We start from the raw sequence: 24218 nt of genomic DNA, 5'->3' as shown, positions 1-24218 counted from the left end.
CGGGTCGGCCTGCCCACGTCCCCAAGGAACGATGACGCCCCGTGCGTGCCGCGAAAGGTGAGAAATGGAGGTTCAGATGAGCCCGAACAGTACCCATTGGATGAACTACGCCATTGGCGTCGCACAAAGGGCGCCGCAATTAGGCCGTCGGGTCGGCATTGCGCTCGTTTCTGAACACAACGAGTTGATTTGCTCCGCCTTCGAGGGCGAAGTCCGCGGCGCATCCTGGTATCAAACTCTGCGATACAGGATGGAAAAACTCGGAATATCCAGCGCGCACAGCGCATATCTGACGATCAATACCCTGTCAGCGAACCAGTCGTTTGAGCTCGCCGAGCTCTTGAAGGAAGTGGGCATCGGCAGGGTCTATGTCGGTCTGCCAGACCCTGCGCTGACGGGTTACCTCGATGACGATCCCGTCACTGTACGAGGCCATGTGCACCGCTTCCCCGACGATCTGCAGCGCGAGATCCTTGAGCAGAACCGTGACGTCTACGCAGCGAGCGCGCAAAACATCGAATGCAACCCGCACTACTCCAAACATCGCATTAGCGAAGCCGTCTACACCCGGCTGCAGTCGAGCGGGTTCGGACTCTCCCGGAGTGATGTCAATGCGAACAGGGGGAGGGTCGCGCTCGCTTCTCTGATCTGTCAGAGGTATGGGGTCGAGTACGATGAGGCTGATCGCGCCATAAACGACGCTCTGTCCGAAGCATTCGACGCGAAGTACGGCACTTACGACTACGTGTACGACGCTCGAGCCGCCAACGCGAGCTGGACCGACGACTTCAAGTCGGTTTACGAGAGGTCGTCCACCAGGCCTCTGTCTTCCCTCAACGTCCTCAATGTCGGTGTCGGAGGCGGCTATGAGGCGGCGGCCTTGTTTTCGGATTGCACGCATATCACCTTTGTCGACATCGCAGAACGAGGCCTTGCGAATATAAGCGAACGCATTCCCTCGTCGAGAACGGTCGTCTCCAGCGCCGAAGACCTGTCCGTCCTACCGGAGAACAATTTCGATCTGTATGTCTCCTTGAGAACATACAACTCGTCGTTCTTCGACACGTCCGCAGCTGCCTCGGAGGCGCACAGAGTACTGAAGTCCGGCGCGGTGATTATCGTCTCCGTAGCCAACGGATTTCTGTATACTCAGCGGGGCTGCGTTGTTCCGGGACTGATCGTCCCTGGCACTGACTTCGTCGACATCTATCGCGGGATGGACACAGCCAATCTGATTGGCGCGGAGCTTGATCGTATCGGGTTCAAAGACATCCGAATGTTCCCAACGAGTACCGAGATTTACCTGTCGGCTGTCTCCGCCTAGCGCCGCCTGTCCGGCCGGCCACGTTCACGAGGTCCATCAGTTCTGTGGGCGCCCGGAGCCGACCGGGCGCGGCCGGACTGTTCAGAGTTACCAGCGCGAAGGAAGGGTTCTGCAATGAACGGGCGAACGATTTCCGACCGGATCCTGCAGTTCAATGAGGAACTTGCGGAGACGACGCTTGCACTTCCTCCCGGATTCGCGGCGATCAATCCGTTCAGCGGCCCCCAGAGGGAGCGCGTCCGGGAGGTGACGACTGCGTTCTACAACAGGTACTACGACGACGACAGGCCGCGTCGTCTGGTGCTGGGGAGCTCGCCCGCCCGCCGTGGAACGGCTGTGACCGGGGTCCCGTTTGAAGACGCCAAGCTCCTCGAAGACGAAACGGGAGTCGATGTCTACGGCTATGCGGTGAGCCGGCCTTCGGCCGATTTTCTGCACGACGTCATCAGCCGCTACGGGGGTCGCGACAAGTTCTATGCCGACTTCATCATGAGTTTCGTATGTCCCCTTGGCTTGGTGAGAACGAACTCCAAAGGGAAAGAGGTCAATTGCAACTACTACGAGAACAAGAAACTGCTGGAGCTCCTGGGTTCTTTTCTCGTGGACACCCTGGAACGCCAGCTGGCATTTGGAATTGACACCTCGGTGTGCTACTGCATCGGCAGTGGGGAGAACTTCGCGTACCTGTCGCAGGTGAACGAGAGGCAGCGTTTCTTCCGGGAGATTATGCCTCTGGAGCACCCGCGTTTCATCACCCAATACAACGGGGGCAGGAAGGAAGAATTCGCCGAAAAATATCTCAGTGCCTTCCGTGGTCAGGATGCCTAGTCGTTGCGTCCTCCGGAAGGTTGCCTCGGTCTGAATATCGAACGCCCTAGATCCGAACCCGGTGGAACCGACAAGAAGGAGAGCAGTAAATTGGCGTCCGAAGGCAGGATCCTGGTCCACTTCAGCTCGGAGGACGCGAGCGTCTACCGCTTCCAGGGCGGCGAGCTGAAACTGCTCAAAAGGGAGCGGCTCGCGTTCAGAGGCGGCCGCGCGCACGAGGAGCTGGCAGAAAGGATCGGCGAATTATGCGCCGGGCTCACGGAGTTCAACGGGGTCGTTGACAACAAGACCACACGCCTGCACGCCACCGGGATCTTTCAACAGCTCCCACAGGAGGCGGCGGCCGCGCTGGTCAACAGCCTCTACGTCGACACCGGCCTCTACTTCAACATAGTCGGGCCTGAGCTGGAGCAGTTCTACCGGGAAACAGGCATGTCCGCGTGCGGGTCGAGCGACATGATGGAGGGCCTGACCCGTCGGGAATTCAGGAATGCTGTTGTCTGCGGCAGCTTCCAGCAGTCTCTGGGGTACATCGATGACGTCATCGACCGTCTGCGCGGGAGCGGTGCCGCAGTGCTGAGCCCTCCTGCCACGAGGGTCAAGCCGGAGACCGTGGGTACCGACTTCATCCTTTTCGACTACCAGGATCACCTGAAGAACGAACGCGACACGTGGCGGCACAAGTACGTGCACCTCGACGCGTTTAGGGCGGCCGACGCTGTGGTCGTATGCAACCCCGGCGGCCGCGTTGGGCAGGGAACCATGTTCGAGCTCGGCTTCATGGCCGCGCTCTCCAAGAGGGTCATCTTCACGGAGGAGCCCCAGGGCGTTTCTGTCGTCTTCCCCTGCGAGGTCAGCCTGGAATTCTAAGCGTCTCTGCCGAGCCCTGCGGTGCTTTATCCCGCTCCTCCATCCTGACCGGAACCAAGCGACGTTCCGGCGCATGGAGGGAGCAGGTCTCCGGCACGCTCTCGCTCTCTGCCCAACCATGTCTCACTTCTCGGCAACGAAGATACAGAAAGGACCCCAGCCGGTGCGCGATACAGAACCCATCGAAACAGTCCTCGACAGGCTGCGAGAGATCGTGGCGTCTGTTCTCGAAGTCGAGAAGGATAGCATCGAGTCCGGTGCCCTGTTCTACGAGGAACTCGGGATGAGTTCCCTGGAGAAGGTTGCGATCTCGGTCGCGATCGAGCGCGAGTTCGGGGTCCTGTCTGCTGAGGAAGCGGCAGCCATCTCCAGCCTGGACGCCGCGGTGTCCGTGCTCAGCGAGCGGGCGGCACGCCTTCGCGGGGTCGACCTGCTCGACCACCTGGTGGCGGGTCATGTCTCCGCCGGGCGGGGCGAAAGGATCAGCTACCTCGACCCCCAGGCGGGGGCTATCACCTACGTCGCCCTCCTGGAGGCGGCACGGGGGTACGCGGGCGCCCTGAGTGCAGCAGGCGTGCCGGAGGGCGCCCGCGGCCTCCTGGTGGCCGACGACTCCGTGGCGACCGTCGTCGCCGTCCTCGGCCTGTGGTGGCACGGCTGCGTCCCCGTGGTGATCAGCCCGATGCTCACGGACGACGAAGTCCGCTACATCGCCGAAGACTGTGCCGCCGCGATGGTGCACCTTGACGCAGCGCCCGCGCGGCAACGCGCACTGGAGGAAATGTTCGGGACGACAACCCAGTTCGCTGGTGCTGACGTCCTCGCCGCTCTGGCCACGGCCGAGCCTGGCCCCGCACGGCGCCCGCAGGATGCCGGGCCCCCGGCCGCCTGGAGTGCAGGGCGTGAGGCACTGGTGCAGTACACCTCCGGAAGCACCGGCATGCCCAAGGGGGTCCGGCACTCGGCAGGAGCGATCACGGCCATGGCCGACGGCATCGGCACCGTACTGGCGCTGACTCCCGAGGACACCGTGCTCTCAAGTGCCCGGATGTTCTTCGGCTACGGATTCGGCAACTCCGTCCTGTGCCCTCTCGCGGCCGGCGCCCGCGTTGCGCTCATACGTGGCACGGTCGACGTCCACTCACTCACCGCCGCTCTTCAACACCACCAGCCCACCGTGCTGTTCTCCGTCCCACGGCTGTACGCCGCGCTGCTGAACGCATCCGAGACGGCAGTCGACTCCGTGCGGCTGTGCGTGTCGGCGGGCGAGAATCTGCCCGCTCCGCTCAGCGAGCGGATCCGCACCGCCTTCCAGGCCGAGCTGCTCAACGGTCTCGGCGCCACCGAGGTGCTCTACACAGTCATCGGCACCCCGCCGGGAAACGGGCGTGCGGGCACCTTCGGGGTACCGGTGCCCGGGATATCCGCGACCGTCCGCGCTGCGGACGGCACGCCCGTCGCCGAGGGGGAGGAGGGCCGACTCCACATCTCCGGCCCGACCGTCGCCCTCGGCTACATCGGTCGCCCGGAGGCCGCAGCGGCCACCTTCGCCGACGGCGGCGCCTACACCGGCGACGTGGTGCGCCGTGCCCCGGACGGCGCTTTCGTCCACCTCTGCCGCGTCGATGACCTGCTCAACCTGGGCGGCTACAAGGTCGCGCCGGGCGAGATCGAGAACGTCATCCGCGGCGCTGAAGGAATCCGAGACTGCGCGGTGGTCGGCGGCCGCGATGCGGACGGCCTGGAGCAGGCCGTGGCGTACCTGGTGGCCCGGCCGGGATGCGACGAGGCCATGGTGCGGCACGCGGTGATGGCCGCGATCCGCGGCGGTCTCGCCGCCTACAAGCGGCCCGCCCGTCTGGAGTTCCGCGACGAGCTCCCGACCACATCGACGGGCAAGCTGGCCGCCTTCGAGCTGCGGAAGGCGGCTGGACAACCGTGACCTGGGACATTACGGGCATGGCCGCCGTCGCCAACGTCGGTGCCAGCCCCGAAGAGATATTCGCCGCGCTGTGCGCGGGCCAGGAGAGCCGCACGCCTCTGAAGGCATTCGACCCCGCCAAGTACCGGGCGGCCTACGCCTACGAGATCGACGACCGGCCCGAGGGCGGGGGCGACATCCCGCGCCGCGCCACCCGCTGGCTCACCACCGTCGTCCGTCAGGCAGTTGCCGACGCGGGCCTGGACGAGGATCTGTCCGAGATACCCGTGCTGGTCGGGACCACCATGCGCGAGCAGCGCAGCCTCGAACTGTGGTGGCGAGAGAACGCAGACGTCGCCCTCGAGGACCTGCACTTCGGCACCGCCCTGAAGGCGGCCTTCGGGGCGTCCACCACGTACACCTTCGCCAACGCCTGTTCGGCCACGCTGTGCGCGCTTGGCCTGGCCACCGACATGATCGAGCTCGGATTGGCCGACACGGTCGTCGTCGCGGGCACCGACGCCGTCACCGAGAGCGGCTTCGGCACGCTCGACCGGGTGCAGAACGACATCCCCGACGCGCTCCGCCCCTTCGACACCGCGCACAAGGGCATGCTGATGGGTGAGGGCGCGGCGGCCGTCGTCGTCCAGCGCGCCGGCACCGGGAACGGGCCCGTGCATGCCCGTGTGCGCGGTGTGGGCATGAACTGCGACGCCCACCACGCCACCGCGCCCGACCCCGACGGCATCACCCGCGCGGTCCAGGACGCCTACCGCAGAGCAGGGGTACGGGCGCAGGACATCGACCTGGTGATGCTGCACGGCAGCGGAACCCCCCGCAACGACGTGACGGAGTCGAGCGTCGTGCGCCGCATCTTCCACGGCGCCAGCCCCGGGCCGCTGATGACCGCCATCAAGGCGATGACCGGCCACACCCTGGGCGGTTCGGGACTCCTCAGCCTCGTGATGGCGGTGCTTGCCATGAAGGAGAGGAAGGTCCCCCCGGTCCTGGGATTCACCGATCCGATCGCCGAGGCCGCGGGGCTGGGACTGGTGCAGGGCGCCCCTGCGGCCGGCGACCTGACCATCGCGCAGATCGACGCCTTCGGCTTCGGAGGGATCAACGCCGTCGCGATCGTGGAGGCGGCCCGATGAGCTGGACGAGTACTGCACGGATGAGCAACCAGAGCTCCCGGAAGGTCGTCGTCACGGGCATCGGTCTGGCTCTCCCCAGGGTCGCGACGTACGGCGACCTCCTCGGACCGCTGCCCGGCAAGGGCGGCTTCGATCCGGCCACCGGCCTGGTCGGACGCGAGATGCGCCACAAGGACCGCGCGTCCCGGCTCGCCCTGCGGGCCGCCGAGTTCGCCCTCCACGGCGCGGGCCTGACCGACGCCCACGCGACGTTCACGGGCGTGGCCGACTCGACCGCCGTCGTGGTCAGCACCAACCTGGGCAACGCGGACAGCGTCTGCGAAGCAGCCGACACCATCGCCAGCGAAGGCGTCAGGGGCCTCAGCCCGTTGGGCCTGCCCCAGACCTCAAGCAACGTCATCGCCGGCTGGGTGGCCATCCGCTACGGGCTGCGCGGCCCCAATCTCACCGTCTGCAACGGCGTAACCAGCGGTCTGGATGCCCTCGCCTGGGCACGAACCCTCCTCGTGGCCGGCCGCGCCGAGACGGCCGTCGTCGTCGGAGTCGAACCGGCCAACGAGGTGGCGACGAGGCTGCTACGCGAGCAGTCCACCGACGCGGCGGTCGCCGTAGTTCTCGAACCGGCGGACGCGGCCGCTTCCCGTGGCGCGCGGCCGCGCGCCACGATCGCCGGGTACGCACGGGCCCGGGACCTCGCCGCGGCGCTGACCTCCGCCGGTGTGACGGAGGAGAGATTCGTCGGGCTGTGGCTCGGGGCCAAGGCGGGTGCCGGGGCGGGCCAGCTGCTCGCAGGCACTCGCCGGATCGACCTGGAAGCCCAGCTGGGCCCGCTGTCCGGGGCGCTGGGTGTCCTGCAGTGCGCTGCCGGGGCTGCCCATCTGGTGAGCGACGCCACCGGGAGCGTGCTCGCCACGGCCGGAGGCCCTCGTCACGACGCGGCAGCCGCTCTGCTGCTGACGCCTTGACCAACCACTCGTCCATCCATGTAGGAGCCAGGGGAACACCATGACCACCGCATCCGTGAACATCGAGGAGCTTCGCGCTCTGATAGCCGCAGCACTGGAGATCGAGCCCGAGGAGGTCACCGACGAGGCGCACTTCACCGACGAGCTCGACATCGACTCGCTGCTGATGCTCGAGATTGCGACCCGCGTCGAGACCGCGTTCGGCGTCCCGGAGAACACCGTGGTCATCAGCGGTGCCAGGACCCTCGCCGAGCTGCACGCCGTCGTCGTCTCGAAGCTCGTCAGCGACACGTCGGCCCAGCCGGTCATCCGCCCGAGGCCGCTGCGCGACCCGGCGGCGCGCCTGTTCCTGTTCCACCACGCCGGCGGCTCCCACCTCCTCTACCGAGGCTGGGCGAAACTCTTCCCCCAGGACTGGGAGCTCTGCCTCCTGGAGGCCCCGGGCCGAGGCCGGCTGCGGTCCTTGCCGCTGATCGACGACTGCGACCGGCTGGTGGACTACTTCCACACCGCGATCGCGCCCCTGCTCGACCGGCCCTTCGGGTTCTTCGGCCACAGCATGGGATCGCTCATCGCCTACCAGCTCACCCACCGCCTTCACCACGGAGGGGACCCGCTCCCGGACTGGCTGGGGGTGTCCGCCTACGGCGCCCCGCGAGACGAGGCCGGAGCTGACCACCGCCCACACCTGATGTCCGACGACGAACTGCGCGGCTGGCTGCGAAACGTGGGAGGCAGCCAGCCGCAGCTCCTCGACGACGACGCCGTCTGGCGCACGTTCGCCCCGGTGTTCCGTGGTGACTTCAAGCTCCTGGACACCTGGGCTCCTCCTCGTGCCCCCGAGCCGCTGCCCGTTCCGCTCTCGGTATTCGGGGGCCGCCGCGACAAGCTGACCGGCGAGGACAGACTGCTCTCCTGGGAAGCGTTCACCACGAGCTTCCGCGGACTCGAGCTGTACGAGGGCGACCACTTCTACCTGGCGAGCCACCAGCGGCCTCTCGCTGCCGCCATAACGGCCGCGATGCGCTCAGCCGCTACATGAGCAGGCTCTCACCGCCGCGCCACCCGCTGGATGACCCACTGCAAGGAGCCCGGGGGGTGGCCCTCAAGCGTCGGGGTCGACTTCGGGGTGGGTGAACCGCACGGGCCGGCCGAGCGATCGGGCGTAGGCGACCTCGGCCCGGGTGCTCTCACCGATGTAGTCGCCGACCACCAGCACCTCATCAGCCAGCTCGATCTTCGACCGGTGCAGTTCGTCGAGTCGAACCTTCAGTGCCTCAGCCTCGACAGGATCGGACCACAGTGCGTGCGGCGACTTCAGGTCACAACCCGGCTTGACGACAATCCGTCCGGCCTTGGTCTCCCGCACATCCGCCTCAGCCATCTCGGCCATGAAACGAGTGGAGCCGCAAATCGCAACAATTCGAGGCAAGCCCAGCAGCTTCTTCGCCTCGGCGAGCTTCTCTGCGGGGCTGATCACTTGCGGCGATGACACTGGTTCCTCCTAGTGGTGCGGCCCGAGAGACGCCTGCGAAGACGAGACGAAGGCACCCAAGATCATCTTCTGGTGGACGACGTGGACACCCGCGCGCCCGCACTCTATTCGACGAGCGCTCCTTACCTGTTTCCGCAGAGCCCGCCGGTCGGCCCTACGTCCCGCCTGCGCGATGCCGAACCGGCCCGGTTCGCCTTGGAAGGCCGGCGTCGGTTTGCCGACGGCTCACGCGGCGATGAGGGGGCGGCTTGGTGGGCCGGTCTCCTGTCGGCAGCCAGGGGCGGTGCGGATCGGGCTCGGGTGCTGCGACACCCCCCGAACGAGGGAGGCACAAACAGATGACCGCATTGACGAAGCGTTGTACGCCGACGAGCTTGCGGCCCCGCTTCACCCGGCGCGGCCCGCCGCAGCTCGGTGAGCACCTGGCGGCCACGGTCCATACCCGCGTCCTGACCGCCCCGACCGCTTGCCGCCCGTCCATCATCTGACCGCCATCGCGCTGTGCGCTTCGACGAGGAGACCATGTCCACCGCATCTCAGCAGCCCGCCGCCAATCCCGTCGCCGCGCCTTCCACACCCGGCCGTACCGGAGAGGGGGAACAGATCACGGCGATCGCCGACACGCTGGAGCTCGCGTACGGACTGCACCCTGCAGAGATCACGCGCATCCCGGAGGGCACCGCGACGGACAACTACGCCGTCGCGGACCGGGCGGGCCGACGGCACTTCGCCAAGGTCTACCGCACGCGAGAGCACCTGGATCTGGAGCAGACGTCGGTCGAACTGTCCGAGTACTGCGCCGACGGAGGTGTCGCGACCGCACGGGCAACCCGCACGCGCCAGCGCGAACTCATCGCGACCAACGGCCGCCTGCCGATGTCCCTGTGGTCGTACGTGCCGCACACCACAACGGCCGAAGGCGGCCTGACAGGTGCACGATGGGCAGCCGTCGGCACAGAGCTGGGCCGCCTCCACGCCCGGCTGGCCACTCACCCCGCCGCCGCGCCCACCCTGGAACCTGGTGCCGAGGTGTGCGATGTGGCCGCATCACGGAACCGCTTCGAGCGCCTGATCCATGCGTACGAGCACAGGCCCAGGCTCGGAGAGTTCGAGGCGTGGTCGCTGCAGGCGGCGCGTGAGCGTCAAGCCATCCTGGGGGACGTCGAGCGCACCCTCGCTTCGCTTCCCCGTCTGACCGTCCAGATCCTGCACGGCGACACGGCCGGACCCAACGTTCTGTTCGCGAACGACGAGGTAGCCGCGATCGTGGACTTCCGGCCGCCCGCACTCGGGTACCTCGCCTGGGAGATCGCTCGTCTCGGCTGCGACCCCAAGAGCGTGCTGGACAACAGTGCGGAGAGCTGGCTCACCGGATACACCGATCTCACCCTGGCCTACCGGGGCGCCAACCCTAAGGCGTCCGCGGACGACCTCGTGTCCTCGCTCCGTGTCGGCTGTGCAGCCATGCTCTGCTCGGCCTTTCCGCTGTCGGTACCAGTGGAACGACCGCACATCGTCGACGCCGCAATGGAGGCCTACGGGCGGGTGCGGCACGAGGCAGCTCTGATGCTGCTGGATCGGCTACCTGGCATGGAGGAGGCACTCCGTGACGCCCTTCGCTGAGATGACCCTCCTGGCCGGCGTAACTCACCCAAGACCCGAGGGTCCCCACGCCTTCACCGGAACGCGGCCCAGGGCTTTCAGGTACTCCTGAAGGCACCCGGCACCCGCGCCTTCGCCACCTCCGACAGCCGTCTGACCGGGGACAACCCGCCGCCCGGATCGACAACCGCCGCGGCTCGCCTGTCAGCGGTTTCAGGCCGCCACGGTGAGGTGGGCCGACCTCCTGCGGATCTCACGGCCTCAACGACCGAGCATCGGCGTTTCGGCCAACTAAGCCCAAGTGGCGCGTCCTTACGCAGCAAGGGTCGGTGCACCGCACACCTTCGGAGACCCGCGGAATCACAGGGTGCACAACCCGTCCGAAAGGAACAGGTGCTCGAAATCGCGCGGCGTCGTTGAACACGTCGACGCCACCACCACGTCCACGAAGGGGGAACACATTGACGCTGATCGAACCAGGCAGCGACAAGACCGGGAGCGGCCCAAAGGCCGGAGGCGCGGACAATATCTCGGACGCCGAGCGGGAGCTGAACGCGGGGTTGGACGGACAGCCGGAACCGTTGAACGCCTCCGCGATCATCCACGATGGCGCTGGCCAGTACTTGTTGCACCTGCGGGACGCCAACAAGCCGTGGATCTGGGAGCCCGGCTGCTGGTCGCTGCTCGGCGGCGGCCGGGAGCCGCAGGACCGCACCCTGCTCGACACGGTCCGTCGCGAGCTGCGCGAGGAGGCCGGTCTGACGGTCGCGGACCTGGAGCCGTACGCGGTCGAGCACGTCACCGGCACCGACGGAACAAGATTGCCGATCCAGCTGTTCACCGGCCTCTGGACCGGCGACCCCGCCCGTCTACCCCTCACCGAGGGCGTGATGCTCGCCTGGGTACGGCCCGAGAAGTTCCCGCACATGACGATGCTGCCCTCGACCCGGGAACTGCTGGAGCAGCACGCCGCCGAACATCCCCAGCCCGCCGACGGTCCGAAGGCGCCCGCAGAGTCCGCGCGGGCGGAAGCACCGGCCGGGACCGTGCTGAACGTGGTCGGCGTCCACCTCTACCTGGAGCGGGACGGTCAGGTCCTGCTGGGGCTGCGACACCCCGACTCGGCCTATGCGGGCGGTTCCTGGCACGTCCTGGCGGGCCATTGCGAGGACGAATCTGCGACAGCGTGCCTCGTACGCGAAGCGTACGAGGAAGCGGAACTGGTCATCGAGCCGGCCGACGTCGAGCTCGTCCACACCGTGCACATGAGGGAACGGCCCACGGACCCGCCTCGCGTCCAGCTCTTCTTCCGCGCCCGCCGCTGGAAGGGTGAGCCGAAGCGGCAGGAGCCCGACAAGTGCGTGTCCTGGGGGTGGTGGAACGTCCAGGACTTGCCCGAGCTGACCGTCGACTACACCCGAGCGGCCATCGAGGGCATCCAGGCCGGCCGGCCCTACACGGAACTGGGATGGGGGAGGTGACCGGGTTCGACTCGGTGGGGGCCGCGTACGCCGCCCACTCCGACAGCGCGCGGGGCCGCCTGCGTCACGACCTGGTAGAACGCCGACTCCTCGCCGAGCTTCCGGCCGCACCCGCTCAGATTCTGGATGTCGGCTGCGGGAACGGCGAGATGACGCTCCGCCTTGCCGCGGCCGGCCACCAGGTGACCGGCGTCGATCCGTCCGCCACCATGCTGGCGGCCGCAGCCGACCGTCTCGCTGGCCGCCCTGAGCTCGCCGACCGCGTCCGGCTCGTCAAGGCCGGCATCGAGACCCCCTCCTTGGACCTGCAGCCGTTTGACGCGGTGTGCTGCCACGGCGTGCTGATGTACCTGGACGATCCCGGTGAGGCCGTAGCCCGGCTGGCAGGGCTCGTCGCCCCGGGCGGCCTACTGAGCATCCTCGCCAAGAACAGTCGGGCCATCGGCGTACGCGAGGCTCTCGTCGGCGACTCCGAGACCGCGCGCCGGCTCATCGTGTCCGGAGCGGACCGGAGCGTCGGCAATCTCGGCCGGGAATCCCGCGGTGACGAACCCGACGCCCTCGACCGGCTCACCGCCGAGCACGGGCTGAGTCCGCTGCCGTGGCAGGGGGTGCGGATCTTCCACGACCACTTCGACGACGCCTGGGCTCCGGATCCGGTCGCGTACGCGGCGGCACTGGAGCTGGAGTGGGCTGCGTCCTCGCGCAGCCCCTTCCGGGACCTGGGTCACCTCGTGCACACCCTGGTTCGCCGACCGGAGCAGAGCCGATCGTGACGCCCGCCAGCACAGTCCGCGGCGCGGCCGCGGAAGGCGCGGCCCCCCTTCCTCTACGCGCCAACAGGTCCTTTCGCGCGTACTGGGTCGGTGAGGCGGTGACCCTCGCGGGGTCATCGGTCCACGGCGTGGCGTTGCCGGTGATCGCGGTGCTGGAGCTGGACGCCTCCCCCGGCCAGGTGTCGCTGCTGGCCGCCGCGGCGACGGTTCCCGCGTTCGTTCTCGCGTTGCCCGCCGGGGTGGCCGGCGACAGGTACCCGAAGAAGAAGATCATGATCGGTACGGATCTCGTCGCGGCCGCGGTGGTGTCCGTGGTGCCGGTCTGCTGGGCCGTAGGAGTCCTGTCCGTGGCCGTTCTCTACGCAGTCGCCCTGCTGCTGGGGGCCCTGACAGTGGTGCACCAGGCCGCGTCGATCGCCATCGTGCCCGAGATCGTCGACCGCGCCCACATGCATCCGGCGAACGCGCGGATCGCCGGCGCCTTCTCCCTCGCGGACACGGCCGGTACATACGGCGGCACCCTCGTCGTGGGACTCCTCGGTGCGGTCCGGGCCCTGTGGCTGGACTCTCTCTCGTACCTGATCAGCGCCTGGTGCGCCTCCTGGATCCGGCCTGGCGCGGCACGCCGGGCGGCTGACCGGCCCGTGCGGATGGGCGCCGCGATCCGCGAGGGGGTGCGCTACGTGATGCGCGATCCGATACAGCGTCCCCTGGTGCTCTCGCTCGCCGGTCTCGCGTACGCCGACGGGACCGTGACGACGTACTTCGCGTACACGCTGCTGACCCGGCTCGACTCCGGCAGCACCGGACTCGGGCTGGTCATGGGCGTCACCGCCGCCGGCGGCCTCGCGGGCGCAATGGTCGCCACCCGCCTCGTGGAGCGGTTCGGGCCGGCGCGCGTGCTGCTGACAGGGTTCCTCGCCTACGCCGTGTGCGGGGTGCCTCTTCTCGTCGCCCGGCCGGGTCCGGTGTGGCTGGGCGTGATCGCGACCGCCGGCGCGCTGAGGACGGCGGCCGCGGTCGCGGCGGGCACGACCCAGCGGTCCCTGCGCCAGCAGCTGTGCCCTTCGGAGCTGCAGTCCCGCGCGCAGCAGACCTCAGTCTGGCTGGTCACCGGTCTGCGGCCGGCCGCCGCCCTCACGGCCGGCGCCATCGCCGCTGCCTCCTCCGTACACGCGGCGCTGATCTCCGGAACCGTGCTCTACCTCCTGCCAGCAGCGCTGCTGTGGGCCTCGCCGATCCGCCGCCTGACCACAATGCCCACCCCTGCGCCTTTCCCCGTGAAGGACTCCGCTCATGCCTCTTGACCTCCATGAAGCGGCGAGCCGTCGGCGCGCCTCCATGGTCGACCGGCTCTCGGCCGACGGCGTCCTGACTGACACGCTGCTGCGCGACGCGCTACTTCGCCTGCCTCGTGAGGTGCTGCTCCCGCACGCGTACGTCCGGGTCAGCGGACCGGGTGCGGACCCGATCGACTGGCGCCTCCTCGACGGCTCCCACCCCGACGACCAGGAGGAGTGGCTCGACCTGATCCACAGCGACGAGTCGATTCTGCTCCAGCGCGACGGCGAACCCCTCGACGCTCTTCCGCGCGGCCCGGTGACCGGCGGACACATGACGTCCATGTCCACCTACACCCCCGCCACCGTCGAAGCCCTCCAAGCCATGCAACTCGGCCCCGGCCACAGGTATCTGGAGCTCGGCCCCGGCCCCGGCGTTTCCCTGGCGCTCGCCGCCGCCATCACTGGCCCCGGACTCGCCACCGGCGTGGAGCGGGACGGAGAGATGACGGCCTTCGCCCAGCGGAACCTGGACTGCCTCGGTGTCGGCGCGGCCGTTGTGGAGGGCGACGCGCTCGAAGGGCACGAGCCGCGGGCGCCGTACGATCGGATCCACTCCGGCATCGGCGTGCCCTGCGCCCCGGAGCCGTGGGTGGAGCAACTCGCACCGGGCGGCCGGCTACTCACGACGCTCGTGACCCGTACGCCGAGCTGGCCGGGACAACTGCTGGTCACCCGTACCGCGGTCGGCACAGTCAAGGCGGTGCTTCAGGGCCGGCCGCGCGGGTACCGGCCCTTGCTCGGCTACCGGTGGCTCAGCGCCCTGGACCACCGCGCCCGCATCAAAGCCGACCCCGGCAGGGCACGACCGACCCGGCTCGCCCCGCCGCCGGACGACGCCTACGGATTCTGGCTCGCCGCGGCATACCTCGCGCCCGGTCTGGTCCGGGACTTCCAGGCCGAGACCATGACCATCGTCGCGCCTGACGAAGACTCCTGGGTCGTCGCCGACCCCGGCGACGGGACTGTTCGCGTCTGCGGGCCGCGTGACGTCTGGGCCGAACTCGAGGAGCTCCACGCCCGCTGGGAGGAAACCGGCCGGCCGGAGTCGTACACCGTCGACCTCACCGCTGGCACCGGGGCCCAGACCGTCACGTCCGGCGCGGAGCCGAATGCGTTGACCTGGACGCTACCGACCCTCGCCGGCATTCCCCAGCCGAGGTCGTGACCTCGCCCGCGCGAAACGCCCTTACCCCGCCCACCAGCCACTCCGCGAACGGAGAACGGATGCCCCAGCAACACCACCCCCTCCCTCCCCAAGCCGACAGCTCCTCTGTGCCAGCCGGCTGGCCCGAGGACTTCCTCCGCCACCGCTCCGGCGACGGGTGCCCCATGTGTGCGAACGACTACACCTCGGCCGACATCGGCTGGGGCGTGCTGCTTCGCCGCGGTGAGGTGGCCAACGCCTATCTGTGGCGCAGCGGGCGCGTCCGCGGCTACTGCGTGCTCATCCACCGCGGCGCCCCGCACGTCGCCGAGCCCACCGACCTGCCGGAAGCCGACGCCGCCGCCTACTGGCGCGACACCCTCGCGCTCGGCAAGGCCCTGACGGCCTTCTACGAGCCGGTGAAACTGAACTACTCCACCCTCGGCAACGTCGTACCCCACCTGCACAGCCACATCTGCCCCCGGTACGCCGGTGACACCGATCCGTCCCCGCGCGGGCCGCTGCCGCGGGAGTTCCTCGACGGCGGACGCCAGGACGAGGCACAGTTGCCGGCCGACGGCGCCGCGCTGCGGACCCTGTTGGGGGACGTATGACCGGCGGCCAGCGGCACACCGAGCCCCTCGACGTCCACCTGATCGCCGTTCGCGACGGCGCGGCCGGGCAGCCCGAGGTGCTGCTGTCACGGCGGGCCGGCGACGTGTACGCGGCGGGATGCTGGCATCTGGTCAGCGGGCACCTGGACGGCCCGTGGGAAGACGTGGTCACGGCCCTGGTGCGCGAGACCCGGGAAGAGGCCGGCATCGTCGTCGATCCTGCCGACGTCCGCGCGGCCGTCACCGTGCACCACCGCTCCCTCGCCGGCAGCGCCCGCCTCGGTGTGTTCTTCGAGGTACGGCGCTGGCAGGGCACGCCGCAGGTACGGGAGCCGGAAGTCTGCGACGCCATGGGGTGGTTCGCGTTCCACAGCCTGCCGGAGCCGATGGTCGCGTACTGCCGGGCCGGACTGGACGCTTACCAAACCGGCGCGCGGATGGCCGTCCACTTCCAGGAGCCCGGCGACCCGATCGCCTACACCCCGGATGCCGACCGGACGGTCCTGGTCCCTGACCCCGGCAGCCTCGGCACGGCCCCGGAGGAGGAGGTGCGCGCCTTCGCCGAACATGCGGTGGGCCGGATCACCGCGTGGACGGACGTCTCCTGGGCGCGAGAGGAGAGCCGCGTCTGGCGGGCACGCGGCGCCGAGGGCGGCATCTGGTACGTCAAGATCCACCAGAATGACCGCTTCCACCAGCGCGAAGTCGGCGCGCTCCGCGGCTGGGTGCCTTCCCTCGGCGCGGCCGCGCCCCGGCTGGTGGCCGCCGATGCACAGCTGCGGGCTGTAGTCCTCACCGCGGTCGGAGGCCGGTCCCTGCATGGCGCCACGTACACGCCTGAGCAGCAGCAGCGCATCTTCCACCGCATCGGGCAGCTCGCAGCCGCTATCCACACCAGCGCCCCACCGCGCCCGGCCGCCGGCGCCCTGCCCCTGGGGAAGCTGGAGCGGCACCTGGACGGCGCCCGCACCCACCTCGCGCCCGGGGATGAGGACTTCATCCGCGCAACCGCCGAGGAGGCCGTCGGCCTGCCCGCCTTGGAGGCGGTCCCCACCCATGGAGATCTCCAGCTGCGCAACCTGCGATGGGACGAAGCCGCCGATGCCCTCTACGTGATCGATTTCGAGCGGTCGGAGGAAGGCCCCGTGATCAGGGACTTCGTGCGGCTCTCCGATGCCTGGCACGGCCGCCCCGACCTTCGGCAGGCCGTGATGGCCGGCTACGGCCGTCCCTTCACGCCGGAGGAAGAGGTTCAGCTCGCGGTCCTGTCCGCCCTGGACGCGGTCTCCGGCATCTCCTACGGCACAGCCCACGGCGATCCCGAGCTCGTCGAGCGCGGCCTGCGCACCCTGGCCCGGCTCCGCACCACTCGACGCCCCTGACCACCGCACCTACGGAAGAGGAGCAGCACGTTGACGTACATCGCTCGCGACGAGTGGGAGCAGCACTTCAGCGACGGCAAGAACTTCCGGCGGCTCGGTGAGCGCGAGCGGGAATTTCTCGCCGAGTACGCCACCCTCCCCGACGGCGGCGGCCGGGCGCTGGATGTGGGCTGCGGCACCGGGGAGTTGGCCGCCTACCTCGCCTCGCTCGGCTACACCGTGGACGCCATTGACTTCACCGACAGCGCCCTGGCCCGGGCCCGGGACGAGCACGGTGACGTCGAGGGCGTGCGCTGGCTGCACCTGGACATCGAACACGACGACCTCGCCCCGCTGCACGATGCGGGGTACGACCTGATCACGCTCCGCCTGATGTACGCGTTCGTGCAGGACCGCAGTCGCGTCGTCCACGGGCTGCGTGAGCGGCTGCGGGACGGCGGCGCTCTCGTCGTCATCACCCCGGTGGTGGAGAACACGCCCGAGGAGCGGCGCGGCATCGCGCTGGACGAGGACGAGATCGCCGTGCTCGCCGCTGGATGGGAGACGGTGGAGCAGCTGGACGCGGACGGCCTGGCCGTCCTGGTCCTGCGAGGCCCCTGCCACGTCAGCACCCGGGCCGTGGAGAAGCGGCCGACCACCGGCCACGCGCTGACCGGCGCTCTCGCGGTCGTCACGGACGGCGCCGGGCGGGTCCTGCTCGGCCGCGCCCGGCGCGGCGTGCTCGAGCTCCCCGGCGGCAAGACGAGTGGTGCGGAGGACTTCGCCTCAGCGGCAGTCCGCGAACTCGTCGAAAAAACGGGCCTGGTCGCCGATCCGGCGGACGCGTATGTGGTGACGATGCTGGTGGATGACAGTCACGGGATTCCCCGGCTCACGGCCGTCGTCCGCGTCGCCGCGTGGACGGGAACCCTGACCAACGGGGAACCGGAGCTGTTCGACCGCTGGGAGTTCTTCGACCTGCACACTCTGGCCGGCGTCGGTGACGTGTTCGTCCCGGCCGCCCAGACGCTGGATGCCGTGTGGCCCGGTGTCATCCCGGACCTGCCGCCCGTGGTCTCCTACCCGCTCGCCGCAGATCGGCCGCCCGTGCCGGGTGAACCGGCCGAGGCTGTCCGGCTGCGCCGGGCGATGGCCGAGACCGTGATCGGTGGCGGCTGGACCCCGTCCGAGGCCGTCCGTGACGCGCTGCGCACCGTCCCCCGCCACCGCTTCGCTCCGGAAGCGAACCTGGCGGCCGCGTACGACGGCGGTGACCGGGCCGTCGTCACCCGCCGCGACGAGACCGGGACGGCGACCAGCTCGGTGTCCGCGGCGTGGCTCCAGGCCCGCATGATCGAGAACTTGTGCCTGCGGGAGGGTGCGATCGTGTTCGAGGCGGGCTCCGGGGGCTACAACGCCGAGCTGATCGCCCAGGTCGCCGGCCCCTGCGGGCGGGTGGTCACCGTCGACATCGACCCGTGGGTCGTGCGCCGCACTCGCGCCTTCACCACCGAGGCGGGCAGCGGACGCGTCACCGTTGTCGAGGCGGACGCGGCCCTCGGCGCCCCTGCCCACCTCGTGCCTCGCGGCGGCTTCGACGGCAGTGTGATCACCTACAACTGCTGGGACATCGCCCCGGCCTGGCGGGAGCAGCTGGCCGAGGGCGGCCGTCTGGTCCTGCCGCTGGAGATCGGGGGTTACACCCGGGCGATCGCCTTCGAGCGGCGCGGCGAGGTGCTGCATGCGCGCGGATGGACCTTCTGCGGCTTCGTCCGTGACCAGGGAGAGCAGGCCCGCACCATCCCGGTCGTCTCCCTTCTCGACGGCGGGCTGACGCTCCGCTTCGAGCACGGCACCGCCGCCGACACGACGGGCCTGGAGGAGGTGCTGCGCGGGCCGCGGCACGAGGTCGCCACCGGAGTGACGATGGGGGCGAACTCGTACTTCGGCTCCTTGCAGTTGTACGCGGCCACCACTCTGCCCTCCTTCTGCCGGCTGGCCGCTCACCAGGCTCCAGCCGAGGGTGTGACCGCCATCGGGAAGGACCGTGACGCGCCCGCGATCGTCGGCGACGCCTCGCTCGCCTACCTGATCCACGTCCAGACCAAGGACGGTGAACGCCCGCAGCACACGGCGTGGGAGTGGGTCGTCCACGCCTTCGGCGAGCAGGGACCCGATCTCGCCGAGCAGTTGACGGCCACGGTCCGGGCCTGGGACCGCCACGTGCGCGCCGACGACAACGACAAGCACGCCGATCCCGTCCTTACGGTCCATCCGGCCGGCACTCCCGACCGTCTGCTGCCCGGCGGCGACGTGGTGGACAAGACGTCCTCCCGGCTGGTGTTCCGGTGGCCCGGCCGGGACGGGCACCTCCCGACCCCGGCGCGGCCCACGGACACGCTCGCCGCGACCACGGGAGAGGCATGATCGTCTGGCTGAACGGTCCGTTTGGCGGCGGCAAGGCCACTCTGGCCGCCGGGCTGTGCCGCGCGCTGCCCGGCGCGACGGTCGCCGACCCGGAGGCCGTCGGCGACCTGCTGCGCAGCACGCTCGCCGGACACGCCCTCCGGCCCAAGGACTACCAGGACCTGCCGCTGTGGCGGCACCTGACCGGCGCTCTCGTCGCCGGCCTAGTCCGGCACACGGGCGGCCCCGTCATCGTTCCGATGGCTGTCCTGCACCCCGCCTACGCCGAGGAGATCTTCACCCCGCTGCGCCAGGCCGACGGAGGCTTCCAGCATCTTGTGGTGCACGCCGCCCCGGCGGTATTTCAGGAGCGGATCGCGGCCAGCCGGGAGTTCCCCGGCGACGAGGCGCGCAGCGAAGCCGTACGGGCCTACCGCCGCCGACGGGCATCCGACTACGAGCAGGCCGCCACCATCTGGATGCACGCCGACGGCCACGTCATCGACACCAGCGCCCTCACCGCCGAGCAGACCCTCGACGTCGCCCTCGCACACCTGCGACTCCCGGTCCCCGCGCGGCCCCGATCGCCGGAGGCACCACAGGCATGACCGCCACTATTCACCCCGTCCCGGGCTTCGGCCGCAGCAGCCGGCGCCCCTCCCCGATCTGTCCGGGCCGAGCGTGCGGAGCACGGTCATGAACACCGCGGCCGGTTCCCCGTCCACGGCGGTGTTCGTGCCGCCGCACGATCGCGATGACCAGGTCAGAATGCGTCACTCTCACGCGGCCGCGGCAGGGACGTTCAAGGTGACGCCCACTGGCCCGGACGTGTGGGGCTGGCAGGGCCGCACCCTGGGCCGCCGGGCCGGCCGGTGGTGGCTCCGCCTGGTCTGCGCGCCCGAGGACAGGCGCAACGCCCGCCTGTGGGAGGGGCCGGCCACGGCCCACCAGGCGCTCCCCGCGGCCGTGCCCCGGCCACGGCTCCATGACGTGCTCGAATGGTCCGCCCACGGTTACGCCTATCGCGCGGAGCTGTCCGAGTACGTGCCGCTGCCCGCCCTCCAGGCCGGCGGCCCGGTCCTCACCGAGGACCTCGATCTGCCGTCCGCGTGGTGGTCCGACCTCCGCCTGGCGTTGGAGGCGACGTCGACCGTCCAGACCGACCGGCAGGCCGTACGGCAGCAGTGGATCGACAAGAACCTCACCCGGTTCCTCGGTGTCCCCACCTTCCAGATCAGCGCCTGGACCACGGGCCACGGCGACCTGCACTGGGCGAACCTCACCGGACCGCCGCTGGTCATGCTCGACTGGGAGGGCTGGGGCCTGGTTCCCGTCGGTTTCGACGTCGGCCTCCTGCACGCCTACAGCCTCACCCGGCCCGCCACGGCAGCCCGGATCCGCCACGAGTTCGCCCACGTCCTGAACACGCCCGCCGGACGGACCGGGGAGCTCGTCGCGCTCGCCCAGCTCCTCCAGGTCGCCGGCCGCGGCGGCCACCCGGACCTCGCTCCCCACCTCGCCCACCGCGCCGAGCACCTCACCGGCACCCCCGTCCCCGTACCGTGACCGCACCGGAGACTCCGTGCTGCCCAGCTTGCTTGCCGTCACCGCCCACCCGGACGACGAATCCCTCCTCGCCGGAGGCGTCCTCGCCCAGCACCACGCCGCCGGGGCCCGCACGGCGGTCGTCACCGCCACCTGGGCCCCCGACAGCCGCAGAGCACCCGAACTTGCCGGCCAGATACATACAGGGTGTAAGCGAAGCGTGACACCGATATGAAGAAACGGGCAGGATCTACAGCTAGCGAAGCTAGACAGCGGACGTCATGAGTTGGGCCTCCTGCTGGGCCGCGGCACAGCAGGAACTGCAGGGTAGGTAAATGCGAATTTTGTCGGACTCTCGAGAAGTCATGGAAAACACGGCACTGGCCCTGCAAACCTGCAGGTCACGTAGTCTGCTCCCCGCGCATGCGGGGATGGTCCCTCGACCTCTGTGACGTTGATGCGGCTCACGCTCTGCTCCCCGCGCATGCGGGGATGGTCCCCCGCGGCCGCCAGTGTCGTCACCGCGTCCACGCTGCTCCCCGCGCATGCGGGGATGGTCCCTCCAGGGCGACACCCACCGCCTGGCCGCCCAGCTGCTCCCCGCGCATGCGGGGATGGTCCCGACCACCAGAAGCACGAGGGCCGACGGCCGTACTGCTCCCCGCGCATGCGGGGATGGTCCCCATTGCCGAGCGGATACGCACTCACCGTGCGACTGCTCCCCGCGCATGCGGGATGGTCCCATTCCGCGCTCGCCAGACCGCCCCGGCCGAGGCTGCTCCCCGCGCATGCGGGGATGGTCCCCGGGTCTCCAGGCCGCCCGCCTTGGCGATGATCTGCTCCCCGCGCATGCGGGGATGGTCCCACGCTGACCAAGGCGACGAACTGCCCCTCGGCCTCCCCCCCCGTTACCGTCTTCGTGCTCCGCAACGGGGCCTCCGGCCTTCGGATCCGGCATGACTTCCCCCCTTGTTGGCGATGATCCGGGGGGTGGTGTTACCGGGTCCGGAGGCATCGACGGACCGCTGATGAGGGGCTTGAGCACCGGTTTCACCCAAGGCCGGAAGAGCTCTCCGTAACGTGGATGTGGCAGCTCGGTGCCCTGGCAAGGCCGGACGAAAGCGTGAGCGGAGGGGCCCGCACGTGATCGACACCGAAGACATCGACGTCTTCCTCGGCCTGGACGTCGGCAAAGGCGAACACCACGCCACCGCCGTCACACCGGCCGGCAAGAAGGCATTCGACAAGTGGTTGCCCAACACTGAACCCAAGCTCCGCGAGCTGTTCGCCAAACTTCGGGCCAAGCACGGAACGGTGCTGGTCGTAGTCGACCAGCCGGCCTCGATCGGTGCCCTGCCGCTGGCCGTGGCCCGGGACATGGGCTGCCCGGTCGCCTACCTTCCGGGGCTGACGATGCGGCGGATCGCCGACCTCTCCCCGGGCGAGGCCAAGACGGACGCGAAGGACGCGTTCATCATCGCGGACGCGGCCCGCGCGATGCCGCACACGCTGCGGGCGATCGACGGCGAGGACGAGACCATCGCCGAGCTGGAGATGATCGTCGGGTTCAACGACGACCTGGCTGGCGAGGCCACCAGGGTCGCCAACCGGCTCCACGGCCTGCTGACGCAGATCCACCCGTCGCTGGAGCGGGTGCTGGGGCCACGGTTGCAGCACCCGGCGGTGCTGGCCTTGCTGGAGCGGTTCGGTTCACCGGCCCAGATCCGTAAGGCCGGACGGCAGCGGCTGGTCACCCTGTTACGGCCGAAGGCCCCGCGGATGGCCGAGCGACTGGTCGAGGAGATCTTCACCGCCCTGGACGAACAGACCGTTATCGTTCCGGGCACCGAGGCGGCCACACTGATCGTCCCGAGCCTGGCCGGATCCCTGACTGCTGTCCTTGACCAGCGCAAGCTCCTGGCTGTGCGGATCGAGGAACTCCTGGAGGGCCACCCTCTTTCCAAGGTCCTGACGTCCATGCCGGGAATCGGCGTCAGGACCGGAGCCAGGATCCTCATCGAGGTTGGTGACGGCAGCACGTTCCCGACCGCCGGCCACCTCGCCGCCTACGCCGGTCTCGCCCCTGCAACCCGCAGTTCCGGGTCTTCGATCCGCGGTGAACAGCCCTCCAGGAGAGGAAACAAGCAGCTCAAGAGGGCCTTCTTCCTCTCCGCGTTCGCAGCCCTGGGCGACCCGGCATCGCGGACCTACTACGACAAGAAGATCGCCCAGGGCAAGCACCACACTCAGGCCCTCCTCTGCCTGGCCAGACGACGGGCAGACGTCCTCTTCGCGATGCTCCGAGACGGAACCTTCTACGAACCTTAAACCCGCCAAGTCACGCTGAATCGCCGAGAGCCCGCCGTGCTTCAGCCCACAGCCGCTCGAACTCCTCCGCGGAGATCTCGGCAGCTTGCGGCTGGTCCTGCCAGCCGTCCATGGGACCTTCGGCGAGAACGCCGTACTGCCGTTCATAGCGGAACATCGCCGCGAGATCTGCATGATCACGCAAGTGCAGCACCTCTTCCAAGGAGGCGGCCGTTACCGGACGCGAGTCCTGCCCCCGGACCTCAACCTGTCGCGCTGCCCAGCCTTCGTCATCGGCCTCGAAGTACAGCCACAGATCTTCGTCCTCGTAGTAGGTGCGGAACCAGGTCGTCATGCCGCCATCCTGACCCACCACCTTGATGAAAGAGATAGGGGCACCCCCCCCCGCACGCGGGGATGGTCCCTCAGGGACGGACTCGGCGAACTCGATCTGCTCCCCGCGCGCGGGGATGGTCCCAGGAGTATGAGGGTGCCGAGGAGGCTCGCCAACTGCTACCCGCGCGTGGGGATGGCCCCTCTTCGAGCTCGACCGGATCGCGCGGCATGACCTGCTCCGCGCGCACGCGGGGATGGTCCCTCGCGCGCCAGGGAAGGGGCCGCTGCTCGGGGTGCTGCTCCCCGTGCACCGACTGCGGAGGCTCCGGCCACACTGGACGCGGCACCCTCAACGACCCCCGCTGTACCTGCGGCGAGCCGACGACGGTCTGACCACCCACGCGGCCCTCACCGTCCCACGACTTCGGTCTGGGATCGGCGAGGGCCGCTGCTTCGTGTGTGTGGAGCATGTTCGTGAGGGCGTGTCGCGCGCCGGGCCGACCGCAGCAACGGCCAGGGCACAGCCGCCCCGGCACACGACAGATCCGAGGGCCGCGCCGTCTGCGTCCGGCGCGGCCCCCGCACGAATTGAGGCTACCCATCCACCACTGCCTGCGCTCATGCCCCTTGCCTCAAGTGGAGCAAGGAGCCCTAGAGGTTGTCCCGTAAATGATCTGAGGCATGCAGGCTGACCTGCTCGTTTGCCTGTCATCCGGTGAGGGTGAGGTTGTGCAGGCGGGCGATGC

Annotated in this window: 20 protein-coding genes, 1 pseudogene and 1 CRISPR repeat array; of the genes and pseudogenes, 19 read left to right on the top strand and 2 right to left on the bottom strand. The window is 69.3% G+C overall.

The window, feature by feature from the left end:
- Positions 1 to 76: 76 nt before the first annotated feature.
- From ACZ67Q_RS36175 to ACZ67Q_RS36145, 7 genes are all read left to right on the top strand, one after another.
- Complete coding sequence (locus ACZ67Q_RS36175; protein WP_471190855.1) at positions 77 to 1324, top strand: class I SAM-dependent methyltransferase; 1248 nt, start codon at positions 77 to 79, stop codon at positions 1322 to 1324.
- A 114-nt stretch (positions 1325 to 1438) separates the two neighbouring features.
- The gene (locus ACZ67Q_RS36170) at positions 1439 to 2152 is read left to right on the top strand and encodes a uracil-DNA glycosylase family protein (RefSeq protein ID WP_471190853.1); all 714 of its coding nucleotides are present in this window, start codon (positions 1439 to 1441) and stop codon (positions 2150 to 2152) included.
- 90 nt (positions 2153 to 2242) lie between these two features.
- A complete protein-coding gene (locus ACZ67Q_RS36165) occupies positions 2243 to 3022 on the top strand; it encodes a nucleoside 2-deoxyribosyltransferase (RefSeq protein ID WP_471190851.1) in 780 nt (259 codons plus the stop codon).
- A gap of 163 nt (positions 3023 to 3185) precedes the next feature.
- Positions 3186 to 4964: an AMP-binding protein gene (locus tag ACZ67Q_RS36160; RefSeq protein ID WP_471190849.1), complete on the top strand. Its 1779-nt coding sequence runs from the start codon at positions 3186 to 3188 to the stop codon at positions 4962 to 4964.
- On the top strand, positions 4961 to 6097 hold the full coding sequence (locus tag ACZ67Q_RS36155; protein WP_471190847.1) for a beta-ketoacyl synthase N-terminal-like domain-containing protein: 1137 nt from the start codon (positions 4961 to 4963) through the stop codon (positions 6095 to 6097). Before ACZ67Q_RS36160 ends, ACZ67Q_RS36155 begins: the two co-directional genes overlap by 4 nt.
- A 20-nt stretch (positions 6098 to 6117) precedes the next feature.
- A complete protein-coding gene (locus ACZ67Q_RS36150; protein WP_471190845.1) occupies positions 6118 to 7062 on the top strand; it encodes a beta-ketoacyl synthase N-terminal-like domain-containing protein in 945 nt (314 codons plus the stop codon).
- Positions 7063 to 7102: 40 nt separating this feature from the next.
- Positions 7103 to 8104: a thioesterase domain-containing protein gene (locus ACZ67Q_RS36145; protein ID WP_471190843.1), complete on the top strand. Its 1002-nt coding sequence runs from the start codon at positions 7103 to 7105 to the stop codon at positions 8102 to 8104.
- 63 nt (positions 8105 to 8167) lie between these two features.
- On the opposite strand, the gene ACZ67Q_RS36140 is transcribed toward ACZ67Q_RS36145, so the two are convergent.
- The gene (locus ACZ67Q_RS36140; protein WP_471190841.1) at positions 8168 to 8557 is read right to left on the bottom strand and encodes a hypothetical protein; all 390 of its coding nucleotides are present in this window, start codon (positions 8555 to 8557) and stop codon (positions 8168 to 8170) included.
- A gap of 522 nt (positions 8558 to 9079) precedes the next feature.
- Between ACZ67Q_RS36140 and ACZ67Q_RS36135 the strand changes: the two genes are divergently transcribed.
- The 12 genes and pseudogenes from ACZ67Q_RS36135 to ACZ67Q_RS36080 all read left to right on the top strand — a co-directional run bounded on the left by ACZ67Q_RS36135 (position 9080) and on the right by ACZ67Q_RS36080 (position 23157).
- On the top strand, positions 9080 to 10180 hold the full coding sequence (locus ACZ67Q_RS36135; protein WP_471190839.1) for a phosphotransferase enzyme family protein: 1101 nt from the start codon (positions 9080 to 9082) through the stop codon (positions 10178 to 10180).
- A gap of 440 nt (positions 10181 to 10620) precedes the next feature.
- Positions 10621 to 11640: an NUDIX hydrolase gene (locus ACZ67Q_RS36130; protein ID WP_471190837.1), complete on the top strand. Its 1020-nt coding sequence runs from the start codon at positions 10621 to 10623 to the stop codon at positions 11638 to 11640.
- Positions 11628 to 12416 carry a class I SAM-dependent methyltransferase gene (locus tag ACZ67Q_RS36125; protein ID WP_471190835.1) on the top strand — a complete coding sequence of 263 codons (789 nt, stop codon included), beginning with the start codon at positions 11628 to 11630 and terminating at the stop codon, positions 12414 to 12416. The genes ACZ67Q_RS36130 and ACZ67Q_RS36125 overlap by 13 nt, the downstream gene beginning before the upstream one ends.
- The gene (locus tag ACZ67Q_RS36120; protein ID WP_471190833.1) at positions 12329 to 13723 is read left to right on the top strand and encodes an MFS transporter; all 1395 of its coding nucleotides are present in this window, start codon (positions 12329 to 12331) and stop codon (positions 13721 to 13723) included. Before ACZ67Q_RS36125 ends, ACZ67Q_RS36120 begins: the two co-directional genes overlap by 88 nt.
- Entirely contained in the window at positions 13713 to 14924 is a 1212-nt protein-coding gene (locus ACZ67Q_RS36115; protein WP_471190831.1) for a methyltransferase domain-containing protein, read from the top strand. Before ACZ67Q_RS36120 ends, ACZ67Q_RS36115 begins: the two co-directional genes overlap by 11 nt.
- A gap of 164 nt (positions 14925 to 15088) precedes the next feature.
- A complete protein-coding gene (locus tag ACZ67Q_RS36110; protein ID WP_471190829.1) occupies positions 15089 to 15517 on the top strand; it encodes an HIT family protein in 429 nt (142 codons plus the stop codon).
- Positions 15514 to 16899 carry a phosphotransferase gene (locus tag ACZ67Q_RS36105; protein ID WP_471190827.1) on the top strand — a complete coding sequence of 462 codons (1386 nt, stop codon included), beginning with the start codon at positions 15514 to 15516 and terminating at the stop codon, positions 16897 to 16899. Before ACZ67Q_RS36110 ends, ACZ67Q_RS36105 begins: the two co-directional genes overlap by 4 nt.
- Before the next feature lie 30 nt (positions 16900 to 16929).
- Complete coding sequence (gene fxlM, locus ACZ67Q_RS36100) at positions 16930 to 19305, top strand: methyltransferase, FxLD system (RefSeq protein WP_471190825.1); 2376 nt, start codon at positions 16930 to 16932, stop codon at positions 19303 to 19305.
- On the top strand, positions 19302 to 19892 hold the full coding sequence (locus ACZ67Q_RS36095) for an AAA family ATPase (RefSeq protein WP_471190823.1): 591 nt from the start codon (positions 19302 to 19304) through the stop codon (positions 19890 to 19892). Before fxlM ends, ACZ67Q_RS36095 begins: the two co-directional genes overlap by 4 nt.
- Before the next feature lie 199 nt (positions 19893 to 20091).
- On the top strand, positions 20092 to 20850 hold the full coding sequence (locus tag ACZ67Q_RS36090; RefSeq protein WP_471190821.1) for a hypothetical protein: 759 nt from the start codon (positions 20092 to 20094) through the stop codon (positions 20848 to 20850).
- A 19-nt stretch (positions 20851 to 20869) separates the two neighbouring features.
- Positions 20870 to 21019, top strand: a pseudogene (locus ACZ67Q_RS36085) (PIG-L family deacetylase); the annotation flags it as partial.
- 220 nt (positions 21020 to 21239) lie between these two features.
- Positions 21240 to 21512: direct repeats of the CRISPR family, unit length 29 nt; unit sequence CTGCTCCCCGCGCATGCGGGGATGGTCCC.
- Between the two features lie 460 nt (positions 21513 to 21972).
- Positions 21973 to 23157 carry an IS110 family RNA-guided transposase gene (locus ACZ67Q_RS36080; protein ID WP_471190819.1) on the top strand — a complete coding sequence of 395 codons (1185 nt, stop codon included), beginning with the start codon at positions 21973 to 21975 and terminating at the stop codon, positions 23155 to 23157.
- 10 nt (positions 23158 to 23167) lie between these two features.
- On the opposite strand, the gene ACZ67Q_RS36075 is transcribed toward ACZ67Q_RS36080, so the two are convergent.
- Complete coding sequence (locus ACZ67Q_RS36075) at positions 23168 to 23491, bottom strand: hypothetical protein (RefSeq protein WP_267009341.1); 324 nt, start codon at positions 23489 to 23491, stop codon at positions 23168 to 23170.
- Positions 23492 to 24218: the final 727 nt, after the last annotated feature.

This window comes from Streptomyces sp. NPDC036813 (assembly GCF_055609245.1).
The sequence above is the reverse complement of the archived record's forward strand: the minus strand, read 5'-3'. Positions and strand labels throughout refer to the sequence as shown.